Genomic DNA, 11,416 nt, shown 5'->3' with positions numbered 1-11,416 from the left:
ACGTTAACCGTAGCCACGCCGCCTTCTGCCACCGTGTAATTTGGTTGGGCGAACTGGAAGAGACTTGGAGACGTCGGAGTCGGCGTCGGAGTTGGCGTCGTCCCAGTTGGCGCCACATCATTAATCGTCAAAATTGACGGATTACTGACATTGCCACCGAAGAGCACCAAATTCACCGTTTCCGGCGATTCCACACTCAAATCACTCAAAGCCGTCACGGTGAAACTAGCGGTTGTTTGCCCCGCAGCAAAATTCAACACCCCCGCCGCCGTAGTGTAATCCGCTGCTGTGCCTGCTGAACTTGCCGAACCGTCAAAAGTAGCGTAGTTAATCGATGCAGCCGCCGTGCCACCGGTGCGAGTAACGTTAACCGTAGCCACGCCGCCTTCTGCCACCGTGTAATTTGGTTGGGCGAACTGGAAGAGACTTGGAGACGTCGGCGTCGGCGTCGGCGTCACATCAATGCCTTGATATTGAATACTCCGCACTAGGTAGTCGGAACTATCGTTTTTGGAGGAGGTGCCGAGGTAGGCAGCGGTGGGGCTATCGTAGGCTTTGGCCTTGAACCGCAGTTCGTCAAAAGCGACGCTAGTGGAATTTGATTGTACCTGGAATTGGAAATTGCCATCGGTACGATCGCCAATGAAAGTCACTCCATCTGAAGACACAGCGATCGGTTTTTGACCGCTCGTCGGAGCGTTGAGGCGAGTGATCGTAAAATTGCTGGCCGATACCGCCGTCCCATTATTAAAGAGTTGTAGGAAACCAACTTCATTACCTTGATCGTTCACTGCAGAACTTGATTTGGGAAGTAATCCACTGAGGCCGATCGTGGCGCTAGTGATGTCTTTGTTATCTGCCCATTTCACCTTCAGCACCTGAGATTTATCGGTGTTGGGGTTATGGTTGATTTCCGCCCGAACTTTATTGACATCGGTGAACCAACCAGGATAATCAGATGGGACACCAATACCAGCGACACCGCCGTAGCTCAACCAGCTTTTAGGGTTTTCGTTCGTTGCTAAGGTGAGGTTGCTGATGACAGTAGGGTTGGTGTAGTTCGTTTCCACGTCATCAAAAGCTATCCCAGACAGTTGGATGCCTTGATCTTGGGCGGCAGTAGGCCATTGTTTAATTAGGTCACTAATGCTGCTGTAATTAGTGGTTGTACCCAAAGAACCAGTGAATGAAGTAGCCATAGCTTCTCCTTTGATGATGAGTAATTAAGGATTAGAAGTGACTGAAAACCAGAGGTTGGGCTTTCTTGTAGCGATCGGTCACTGCAAGAAAAATTTCCTCATACGTGCAGGTAAATCCAGTAAAAATGCTTGCCCAATCAGCATCTGAAGGTATTATTGCCCCCGAACAAATGTTTGGTGTAAATAATTACACCTACTTAGACATATTTACCTAGAGATGTTTAACTTTCATCATCAATAGGTTTTATCCGGAGAAAGTGCGATCTTTTTTTCAGCCCTATAAAAAGCGGGTTTTCCACATCTGTAGAGGAGAGCTTAAATCCCCGATTTCGGCCCCCAAGAGGCAGCTTTCACTGATTCAGGGGGCAAAAGTGAATCAGGAGAGACAATTTTGAGTAAAAATACTTAGAATTTTATATGTCTAAGCATCACCCAGTTGGGAATTTCTGAAAATTGAGGTTCGGGCGTAAGTTAAATCTGATTCCATTAAAAATGCGATGGTAAAAAAACAAATTTATTGCTGCTCAGTAACGTGATTGACGATCGCTAAAAGATGTCAAATGGGTTCTATACTACTGCCAGAGTGACAAAACAGGCTTAATCTGACTAAAGCAGGAATTATGCACTTACCCTCCTCTGATTTGTCAGCGGCAACTCTACAATAAACTCAGTTCCTTCGCCAACCTGACTGACGCAACTGATCTTGCCACCGTGAGCTTGAACAATTACCTGATAGCACACTGAAAGTCCCAAACCCGTGCCTTTCCCGACAGGTTTAGTAGTAAAAAACGGGTCAAAAATCTTGTCTTGAATTTCTGCAGGAATGCCAGTTCCCGTGTCGCGGACAGAGATTGTTACCCAGTCCGGCTCACTTTGCCAAGTGCGGATGGTTAATTCCCCCGGTTTGTTCGTTGACTGAAGCGCATCTAAAGCATTGTCAATCAAATTATAAAATACTTGGTTGATTTGACTGGCATGACATTCGACGGGCGGTAAACTGCCGTATTGCTTGTCTATTTTTATATGGGTTTTTAGCTTATTTTGCAGCATCAAGAAACTGCTTTCTAAACCTTCATTCAAATCTACTGGTTTTAATTCAGCGTGGTCTAAACGAGAAAAACTTCGCAGCGTCATCACGATCGAGCGAATCCTCCCGCTTCCTTCCCGCATTGAATTGATCAGTTTACCAAAGTCTTCTCGAATGTAATCGAGTTCTAGTTCTTCATTGATTCTGACAATTGCCTCCGCTGCTTCCGGGCAGGAATTCCCGGCCAGTTCTAGAGCTTCGTTTAAGGCTTTAAAATATTCTTGAGCATGAAACAAGTTAGCGTGGATGAAATTGTTGGCATTGTTAATTTCGTGAGCAATTCCCGCTACCATTTGCCCCAAACCTGACATTTTTTCGCTTTGAATCAATTGCTGTTGCGCCGATCGCAATTCTTCTAACGCAGCCTGCAATTGCTGGGTTTGAGCTTGAGATTTTACCGCAGCATCTTGGACTTGGCTGTAAAGTTCTGCTTGCTGAATGGCGATCGCCATTTGGTTGGCTATCTGGGATAGCAACTCCATTTCTTGTCGCTCCCAATTGCGGGTATCCCGGCACTCGTGAGCAATAAGCAAACCCCACAGCCTACCGGGAAATTTAGGATTATAGTTTCCGGCTGTTTCCGGGGAACTTTCTTCAGTTCTCGATGTAACAATCGGCACGATCAGATTAGCTTTTACCTGCAAACGGTCTAAGAAATCAACGTGACAAGGCTCTAAACCAGCATTAAAAATATCATTAATGGCTTTGACTCGCCCTTGCTGGTAAAGATCGGCGTAATCTCCCCGGAAACACTTATCCGCCCCCATATCTCCTAAAATTGAAGGCCAAGGGATGACCATATCTTCAACAACAACTTTTCCTTGCCAGTTGTCTTGAAACTGATAGATGATTACTCGATCGCACTGCAACATTTGGCGGACTTCCCTCACCGCTGTTTGTAGGATAGTTTCCAGATCTAGGGTACTGCGAATTTGGTTGCCGATCAGCCGCAGCAGCGATTCTCGTTCGGCTTGGCGCCTGGTTTTGCTATAGAGTTTGGCTTGATTGATCGCGATCGCCAATTGCGATGCTACCCCTTCTAAAAGCTGCCGTTCCCAATCAGTCCATTCCCGTTCGCGATCGCACTGATGCAAGCCAATTATGCCATTCACTTGACCTTGATAGCGAGTAGCTACTGCCACCATTGACTTAATCTCCAAAGCTTCGGCAATTTTTCGGGTTTGTGGGTTTAATCCCGGAAAATCGAGAAACTTCGTCACTGCTAGCGACTCTTGCTGAGACACGACGGCAGCCAAATGCGGGTTGTCAGTCATCAGTACTTTCATACCAAGTTGAATCGGATAGTCGCCCGCGTTGTACTCTCCGCGCGTGACTAAAGTTTTTTCTGTATTTGATTCTTTGACTAAAATGCTCACGCGACTGCACTCTAACGCTTGCCCCAGCAATCGGCAGGCCGATGTCAAAATTTCTTCTATGTCAAGTGTACTGCGAATTTCGTTATTAATTTGGTTCAGCAAGTTTGATAACTGAACTTGCTGCTGCATCTGCACGATTAGGGCTTTTTGTTGGTCTACTTCCGGCAGCGAAAGACTTTCTTCCTGCCTCCAGTTTTCAGATTCAGGCAACCGCGAAGTGACTCTTTGCCAGGGGTTTTCGTGTTCTTGTATTTTTAAAGACATATTTACTCAGGAGTTGTACAGTATTTTGATTGAGTCTGTTTTTTTAAACCTATGCTTACCCCACCAACAGCCCCATCGCAGCTACCAGGACTTTTGGAATATCTTAAGACATTATAAAGGATGCAGCCTGAGCAAAGCAATTTTTTGCTTTACAAATATTTATATTTAGCAAGTATGCCCTCTGTGGCCCACAATACTAATTGGCGCGTGGCATGGAACTTGGTCAGATGTCAAATAGAGTTAACCGCCCGCTTAACCTAATAAAATTAATCTAAAATCTATCTTTAGTTCAATGTTTGCGCGCGCTCGATCGACATGGAAAACTCAATTCCCGACAATTTTCGTTCGCCACCAAGAACCGACAACCTTATATCTGGATTAATAGGTAAAGACCAGATTAAAATAGCTTTGGCGATCGGCAATTCCCGGCTGCACTGGGGATTATTTGTGGGCAAAACCCTGGAGAAAACCTGGGATACAGAGCATCTCACTGCTGATGCTGTTTCCCCGCTCTCCGAGGAGGAAAAGGCAGAATATTTGGTGCAAACAGTAATGAGGTCGATCGAGGAAGTATCTTCTCAAAATCTCCTTTCTCTTCCTGCTACTCCCGCTTTTTCTAGTCCTCACACACTTTCTTTAGTGCCGCTGCCTCTAATTGTGGCCTCAGTAGTTACCCAGCAAACAGCAATTTGGCAGAGTTATCCTAATGTCCGAATTATTACTTTAGACCAGTTGCCGATCGGGGGACTCTATCCTACCCTGGGAATTGACAGAGCTTTGGCTGTACTGGGGGCTGGCAACCAATTCGGTTGGCCAGTTTTACTTATAGATGCTGGTACAGCTCTAACATTTACTGGGGCTGATGTCAATAGGTATTTAGTTGGGGGCGCAATCTTACCAGGTTTGGGTTTGCAGTTATCGTCGCTAAGTAAAAAAACCGCTGCATTACCTTTAATTAGTTTACCAAAAAATCTGCCGCACCGCTGGGCGAAAGATACTGCTGAGGCAATTCAAAGCGGAGTTGTGTATGCGACGGTGGCAGGAATTAGGGATTTTATTGAAGATTGGCGGTGTTTCTTTCCTGATAGCAAAATTGCACTCACCGGGGGCGATCGCACTATGCTTTTAAAATACCTTACCGCAGCCTTTCCTGATACAGCTTCCGCAGTAATTGACGCACCCGAAGCCATTTTTTGGGGAATTACTCATGAGTTATGAGTCATAAGTTATGAGTCATTGTTAAGCGGGATGGGTAATGGCGAATTCTTCTTCCCTCTTGCCTCTTTCTTCCTTACCAATTCCCAATTCACTTAGCAAATTCCCGAATATACTTAGCAACAACATCCGGGACTTCCTGCGGCAAATTGCTTTCCCCCGAACTGACCAATTGCAGTTCGGCATTAGGAGCCAGAGCAGCATAGGATTGACACAGAGACGAAGCTGCGGCGGTATCTTCAGAACCGTGCAACAGCAAAACAGGCGCTTTCAGCAAAGGCAAATTCTCATCAACTAACTCCGCTGTAATTTCAGCCCGCCGCCGCCGGAACAGCAACTGCACGGCAACTCGCGACTGAATCAACTGCTGTCTGAACTTTAGCAGTCTGTCAATCTTGTTTTGAGTACCCAGCAACTTAGCAATTGGATAGATCGATCGCAGCCACCAAAAACCGAGGGGTGGTTTGCCGATCAGCCAGCTAGCCGTCTGCCACCGCCCCCGCCGGTTGCCAACCTTGAGGCCTTCTGGGGCCAACAAAACCAAACCCTGAACTCGATCGGGATATTTGATAGCGTAGCTGGTGGCCACCCAACCACCGAGAGAGTGAGCGATTAAATAAACCTCTCGCAGTTTCAAAGTATCGAGGTATTGAGCGAGACATTCTACTTCCAGGTCGATCGAATAATGAAGATTCGGGCGTTCCGAGTCGCCAAACCCCAGCAAATCCGGTGCGAAGCAGTGGTAGTAGGGGCTCAAATGTTCGATCGTCCTCAGCCACTGACTGCTGTTCTGCCAAGAACCGTGCAAAAATACTAAATTCGGGCCTTGACCGACTTCGTGCCAGAAGATTTGCCCTACAGAGAGTTTGATCCGAGAATTGCGTAGCGGTGAGTACATCCGGTTAAATATTTAGTAATAAAAAGATGATTAATTTAATCTTCAGAGATTGTGAATTAAAGTAGGAAAACATTAAAAATTAATTCCACAGTCATCACAGACAATTTTTGACGGCGAGGTAATTTCCGACTTTTCTCAAATTTGGATGCGCCGCCGATTTACGCCAAAGTTGTCAGGCCTTGAAAATAGTCCTGTAAGTGTTGGTCGTTATCGTGGCTGAGCGCGCCCTCCGGCAGTGATTCGGGCAAAAAAGCCTCAACCTCACTGACTTCAAGCGTATCCTGAACTTGCATATTGCCCTGCACCTCTGCAGCCACCACGATACAAATCGAGTGCAGGCGAGGGTCTCTATCGGCAGCCGAATAAACACCCACCAAGCGACGGATTTTGACTAAATCGAGTCCTGTTTCCTCTGCTAATTCCCGGCGCACAGTTGTCGGAATATCCTCTCCCCAATCCACCATACCTCCCGGCAGTGCCCAGCGACCGTTGTCGCGGCGGCGAATTAACACAATTCGCCCGTCAGGCAATACGGGAATCACCGCAGTACCAGTGACAGGATGTCGAAAAATCAGTCCCAGCACAGTTTGTACAATTTGCCACAATCGACGCATAAACTCAAAAGCTTGTTTAGGAGATAATAACTTCAGGCCTCCTAGCTTGCAGCTCCGGAGTCTTAATTTTTAATTTTTCATTCACGCCAGAGGTCTGGCAAGTCTGCTAGGATTTCCGCCGCGTGAGTTTGTGGTTTGACTTTCCGATAAACCTTTTCAATCCTACCATCTGGGTCGATCGCGAAAGTCGATCGAGTAATTCCCATAAATTCTTTTCCCATAAATTTTTTTAGTCCGTAACAGCCGTAGGCGCTAGCAACTTCGGCGTTAGAGTCGCACAGCAAGGGAAAGGGCAGTTGATATTTAGCTGCAAACTTGGCGTGAGACTCGGCCCCGTCTGTGCTGACGCCGAGGACTGCAATATTCCGCGACTCGTAGTCTGAGTGAATATCGCGAAAGCCGCAAGCTTCTTTGGTACAGCCTGGGGTATTGTCCCGAGGATAAAAGTAAAGTACAACTCGCCGCCCTCGAAAATCTGCAAGGCTGACGACATTGCCTTGCGCGTCGGGCAGGCTGAAGACAGGAGCTACGTCACCGGAATAAATCGTCATTTGTCGTATTTTGTCAAGAGTTTATAGAAATATTCCGCAAGAGCGAAAACATTGCGTCCCATCGGGCCCGCATTCCCACCGACTTGAATCCCCGTATTCTTTTTTCTGGGTCTTGTACCGGGTGTGCTATGATCGTCATCGGTCTAAAATTGAGTATAACTAGACAACGTAAAAACTTAACTGGATTAGTTGAGTGCGTAGTCACACCTAACGGTGTTGCGGTTTAGGAAAGCTAAATTTGAAGAAAACCTAACTACATAAAGAGAACTGATCGAGTACGGTATGGCATACCGGAATTTACGCTTGGGGAGAAGACACCTATATTTTGGCTGGAGCAATCCTGTCGCCAGTAAGTGACTTCGCTGAACCAAGAATCTTAGTCACCCAGAGTGCACAGAGTGTCAAACTTAAGAATCCCTGGGCGTGAAAGCCCGGGGACTGTCAATGTTTATTAGTGAGGTCAGAATGGCTAAGCGCCGCAATCTCAAGAAAGAGAAGGCACAACGAAATCAAGCATACGCTCGCAAGTTTCGCAAGCGGAGAAATCAAGATATGTTCTCCAACAAGAGAAGACGATTTGACGGCGGCAACGGCGGTGGCATGGGCGCCATGAGCGGTGGCAGAGACAAAGACATGGCTGCTGCTGAAGATTAATTGCTGAGGCTATCTGCCGAACTTAGAACCAGAGTGGAAAACACGATCGTTCTTTCGTAGAGATAGCCAGCCGGAATTTGTCCAATAATTCAACGATGTTTAGGCGATCCGATCGCGCGCAGCGATAAGTGATTTTCTCACTTGTTCAAACCCGGTACCCCCGTAACTATTGCGAGCCGCCACCACTTGCTGAGGTGCGATCGCGCTGTAAATGTCTGTCTCAAAGGCTGGGTGCAAGTCTTTCCACTCCTCAAGTGTCAAATCTTTGAGGAGTTTGCCCCGCGAAAGGCAAGTTTTGACGACTTTGCCGACAAGGTTGTAAGCTTCCCGGAAGGGAACGCCTTTGGCAGCCAAGTAGTCGGCTACGTCTGTAGCGTTAGAAAAGTCTTCCGTAACAGCAGCAGCAAGGCGATCGCCGTTAAACGCGATTCCTTCCCGCAGCAAAATCGTCATTGCTTCCAAGCAACCCTGTACCGTTCTTACGGTATCAAACAAAGCCTCTTTATCTTCTTGTAAATCTTTGTTGTAGGCCAAAGGAAGTCCCTTCACTACTACCAACAAGGCTTGCAAGTTACCGAACACCCGCCCCGCTTTGCCCCGCACCAACTCCGGCACGTCGGGATTTTTTTTCTGTGGCATGATGCTCGAGCCCGTAGCGCAGCTATCTTTGAGCGTAATAAATCCAAATTCGTGAGAAGACCACAAAATCATTTCTTCTGACAAGCGGCTCAGGTGTACCATAATCAAGCTAGCTGCGGCGAGAAATTCGATCGCAAAATCTCGATCGCTCACTCCATCTAAGCTATTAGCATAAACCTTGTCAAACTGCAATAGTTCTGCCGTATAATGTCGGTCAATTGGGAAAGTCGTCCCCGCCAGCGCGCCACAACCCAAAGGCGAAACATTCACCCGCTTGCAGATATCGCCGAGACGTTCCCAATCGCGATCTGTCATTTCAAAATAAGCTAACAGGTAATGAGCCAAACTGATCGGCTGAGCGCGCTGCAAGTGCGTGTAACCGGGGATTAAAGTTTCCACGTTCCGATCGGCAATATCGAGCAAAACTCCTTGAAATTCCCGCAATTGCTCGCGAATTTCTGCGATGCGATCGCGCAAATACAACCGAGTATCAGTGCCGGCTTGATCGTTGCGCGATCGGGCCGTGTGCAGCTTTTTCCCCGCATCCCCCACGATATCCGTCAGCCGCTTCTCTACAGCGAAGTGAACGTCTTCTGCATCAACTCCCGGAACAAAAAGTCCTTGGCGGTATTCGCGGCGGATCTGTTCCAAACCATTGACTAACTGTTCGCCTTCTGCTGCGGAAATAATCCCTGTTTTTGCCAGCATTTTCGCGTGAGCGACAGAACCCGTCAAGTCGTACTCAATCAATTCAATATCGAAGCCAATACTAGCATTGAATCGGGCGATCGCTGGGTGCAGCGCCGATTCAAATCTTTGACTCCAAGTTTTTTGTTGTGTTGTCATTGCTCAAGCTAAAACTAGATTATATCTCTGTTGCAGAAGTCTATAAAAACCGATTTGTAGCAAAGATTTTAGTCCTTCCTCCGGTTTGTAGTCGGGACTTTAATCCTCCCTCCCAAATTCTGTAAGAAAAAACTCACGTTTTGACTACAAAGTTTTTATACATCTTTTGACCCGAAAAAACTGAAGTCTTGACTACAAAATTGTGAAACTTTTGCTGCATCAGAAAGAAGTGAAGTTTTGGCTACAAACCTTTTAAATCCGTTCCCCATCCCTCCTTCGACCAAAAATCTAACGAAAAATCCCTTTAAAGAACCAGCCAACAAAAATACCTATAAAAAAAGCTCCTATTTGACCAGTCGAAACAAAATTGTTCCAAGCTTTCTGGAAATTTGTAAAAAGTTCGTAGCTTTGACCCAAAACCACCGTCGATCTCAAATGAGATTTCACAACTAACACGTGAGCGACATCGTTCCAATTAATTGAACTGGTTAATCCAGCAGTAATTTCCGGCATTAAATTAACTATCATGGTGATTTTCTCCTGCTAAAGGTGCTACCCTAAGTACAACCAGTGTCATGTCATCTTCGTTACGATTGCCGATGCCGATAAACTGGTGTACACGATCGAACAAATAATCCAAAATCTCTTCAGAGTGCTGGTAATTTTGACAGGCCCACTGAAAAGCCGAGGTCAAGTTATCCTCGTCAAAGCGATCGCCCCTTTGATTAGCAGCATCGGTAAATCCGTCTGTGTAATAAATAATAGTATCTCCTGGCTGCAATTGCACTTGAGCTTCTTGGTAATGTGAATCAGCATCCAGGCCAATTAACATTCCCTCCAAAGTATCGAGCTGAACAATCGAATTAGTTGCAGCTTGCCACAGCAAAGGCGGGTGGTGAGCTGCATTGCTGTAAGACAAAACGCGAGTTTTCGGGTCATACTCCGAATAAAACAGAGTCACAAAACGATGGGAATTTTCCAAATCCGCGTGCATAACCCGGTTTAAATGTTGCAAAATTCTCGACGGCGAGTGGCGGTTCAAAACCTCCGCCCGCAGCATACCCCGTGTCATCGTCATCAACAGGCCAGCCGGTACTCCTTTGCCCATCACGTCGCCGATCACAATGCTCCAGCGGCCCTTGTCGATTTTGGACTTGAGATTTTTAATTAGGGATGGGGGGTTTTCCCCCTCATTCTCCTTGCCGATCGGGTCATAGTCAGCGGGAATAAAATCATAATAATCTCCGCCGACTCTGCTAGCAGTTTGGCAGCGGGCGGCCACGTCAACACCGGGAATTTTCGGACAACTGCGGGGTTGCAGCCGCAATTGAATTTCCGCCCCGATTTCTAACTCTCTGTCTAAGCGGTCTTTTTCCGCCAACTTAACAGTAAGTTCGTCTTTGCAAATAGCCACGGCGGTTTGATCTGCCACCAACCGAACTAATTTTTGTCTGCTGGGAGTCCAGAGATATTGCGGATCACTGCTAAAAACATAAAGGCGTCCGCGTTCCAAATTGTTGACTAAAATTGGCGCCCCAAACAAATGAACATCCGGGCCCAAATAACGACCGACTTGCAGGTCTAGACTAGAAGTTTGCCCAGAGGTTTCAGAAAACGATGCAGCAGTAGCGCCCGCACCTGCTGTAGCTTGCCTGGTGGCTATTTCCAGCGCTTTTCGCATATCTTGGCACTGCCGTCCTTCTTGACAATGCAACTGCTGAAACCTGACTTGACCGTTGGGTTTGAACAGCACTAAAGCTCCCCCGTCGGCGTCAGTAACGCGAGTCGCCACCAAAGGCACCAACTCCAAAAATTGGTTGAGATTGTTAAAACTTCGCAGGGCAAATCCCAGCGAACCCAACATATCTTGAACGTTGTGCTGATATCGGTGCAAACGCGCCACCAGTTCTTTGAGGGCAAATACTGGCGTCGCGTCGGTGGAATTGCGACCCGAAGGGCGGTCAGCAGGTTGAGGTGAGGGGCGAGGCAAAGGCACAGCAGTCATTTTAAATTTGTGATTTTCGATCTTAGAGGGAGGAGGAATGATTGAGGACTTAGGGGTCACTTGAACAG

Annotated in this window: 10 protein-coding genes; 2 read left to right on the top strand and 8 right to left on the bottom strand. The window is 47.0% G+C overall.

Features of this window, described 5'->3' with window-relative positions; translation table 11 throughout:
• Together QUA47_RS18155 and QUA47_RS18150 are read right to left on the bottom strand one after the other, a co-directional pair.
• A partial coding sequence (locus tag QUA47_RS18155; RefSeq protein WP_333431741.1) for a Calx-beta domain-containing protein occupies nucleotides 1-1,199 on the bottom strand: 1,199 nt, incomplete at its 3' end.
• Between the two features lie 618 nt (nucleotides 1,200-1,817).
• Entirely contained in the window at nucleotides 1,818-3,926 is a 2,109-nt protein-coding gene (locus QUA47_RS18150) for a GAF domain-containing protein (protein WP_333431740.1), read from the bottom strand.
• A 315-nt stretch (nucleotides 3,927-4,241) separates the two neighbouring features.
• Between QUA47_RS18150 and QUA47_RS18145 the strand changes: the two genes are divergently transcribed.
• Nucleotides 4,242-5,144 (top strand): pantothenate kinase, encoded by a 903-nt coding sequence (locus QUA47_RS18145; protein WP_333431739.1) that lies wholly within the window; start codon nucleotides 4,242-4,244, stop codon nucleotides 5,142-5,144.
• A gap of 88 nt (nucleotides 5,145-5,232) precedes the next feature.
• Here QUA47_RS18145 and QUA47_RS18140 read toward each other — a convergent pair whose 3' ends face one another.
• The 3 genes from QUA47_RS18140 to bcp all read right to left on the bottom strand — a co-directional run bounded on the left by QUA47_RS18140 (nucleotide 5,233) and on the right by bcp (nucleotide 7,204).
• Nucleotides 5,233-6,039, bottom strand: coding sequence for an alpha/beta hydrolase (locus tag QUA47_RS18140; RefSeq protein WP_333431738.1), 807 nt, complete (start codon nucleotides 6,037-6,039; stop codon nucleotides 5,233-5,235).
• A gap of 158 nt (nucleotides 6,040-6,197) precedes the next feature.
• Nucleotides 6,198-6,653, bottom strand: a complete 456-nt coding sequence (locus QUA47_RS18135) for an NUDIX hydrolase (RefSeq protein ID WP_006632358.1) — start codon at nucleotides 6,651-6,653, stop codon at nucleotides 6,198-6,200.
• 77 nt (nucleotides 6,654-6,730) lie between these two features.
• Nucleotides 6,731-7,204, bottom strand: coding sequence for a thioredoxin-dependent thiol peroxidase (gene bcp, locus QUA47_RS18130; RefSeq protein ID WP_333431737.1), 474 nt, complete (start codon nucleotides 7,202-7,204; stop codon nucleotides 6,731-6,733).
• 465 nt (nucleotides 7,205-7,669) lie between these two features.
• Between bcp and QUA47_RS18125 the strand changes: the two genes are divergently transcribed.
• A complete protein-coding gene (locus QUA47_RS18125) occupies nucleotides 7,670-7,858 on the top strand; it encodes a hypothetical protein (protein ID WP_006632360.1) in 189 nt (62 codons plus the stop codon).
• Nucleotides 7,859-7,957: 99 nt separating this feature from the next.
• On the opposite strand, the gene argH is transcribed toward QUA47_RS18125, so the two are convergent.
• The 3 genes from argH to QUA47_RS18110 form a co-directional block, all read right to left on the bottom strand.
• The gene (gene argH / locus QUA47_RS18120; RefSeq protein WP_333431736.1) at nucleotides 7,958-9,343 is read right to left on the bottom strand and encodes an argininosuccinate lyase; all 1,386 of its coding nucleotides are present in this window, start codon (nucleotides 9,341-9,343) and stop codon (nucleotides 7,958-7,960) included.
• Between the two features lie 288 nt (nucleotides 9,344-9,631).
• Nucleotides 9,632-9,871: a hypothetical protein gene (locus tag QUA47_RS18115; protein ID WP_006632362.1), complete on the bottom strand. Its 240-nt coding sequence runs from the start codon at nucleotides 9,869-9,871 to the stop codon at nucleotides 9,632-9,634.
• A complete protein-coding gene (locus QUA47_RS18110; protein ID WP_333431735.1) occupies nucleotides 9,861-11,348 on the bottom strand; it encodes a PP2C family protein-serine/threonine phosphatase in 1,488 nt (495 codons plus the stop codon). The genes QUA47_RS18115 and QUA47_RS18110 overlap by 11 nt, the downstream gene beginning before the upstream one ends.
• Nucleotides 11,349-11,416 lie beyond the last annotated feature (68 nt).

This window comes from Microcoleus sp. MON2_D5, from assembly GCF_036701905.1.
In the GTDB taxonomy this organism is placed as follows: Bacteria; Cyanobacteriota; Cyanobacteriia; order Cyanobacteriales; family Microcoleaceae; genus Microcoleus.
This window is presented reverse-complemented; position numbering and strand designations above follow the sequence as displayed.

Bases quoted from the DNA above. Each gene is read 5' to 3' on its own strand.
- QUA47_RS18135 (WP_006632358.1), bottom strand. From the start codon at position 6,653: ATGCGTCGATTGTGGCAAATTGTACAAACTGTGCTGGGACTGATTTTT.
- QUA47_RS18150 (WP_333431740.1), bottom strand. From the start codon at position 3,926: ATGTCTTTAAAAATACAAGAACACGAAAACCCCTGGCAAAGAGTCACT.
- argH (WP_333431736.1), bottom strand. From the start codon at position 9,343: ATGACAACACAACAAAAAACTTGGAGTCAAAGATTTGAATCGGCGCTG.
- QUA47_RS18145 (WP_333431739.1), top strand. From the start codon at position 4,242: ATGGAAAACTCAATTCCCGACAATTTTCGTTCGCCACCAAGAACCGAC.
- QUA47_RS18115 (WP_006632362.1), bottom strand. From the start codon at position 9,871: ATGATAGTTAATTTAATGCCGGAAATTACTGCTGGATTAACCAGTTCA.
- QUA47_RS18140 (WP_333431738.1), bottom strand. From the start codon at position 6,039: ATGTACTCACCGCTACGCAATTCTCGGATCAAACTCTCTGTAGGGCAA.
- QUA47_RS18110 (WP_333431735.1), bottom strand. From the start codon at position 11,348: ATGACTGCTGTGCCTTTGCCTCGCCCCTCACCTCAACCTGCTGACCGC.
- bcp (WP_333431737.1), bottom strand. From the start codon at position 7,204: ATGACGATTTATTCCGGTGACGTAGCTCCTGTCTTCAGCCTGCCCGAC.
- QUA47_RS18125 (WP_006632360.1), top strand. From the start codon at position 7,670: ATGGCTAAGCGCCGCAATCTCAAGAAAGAGAAGGCACAACGAAATCAA.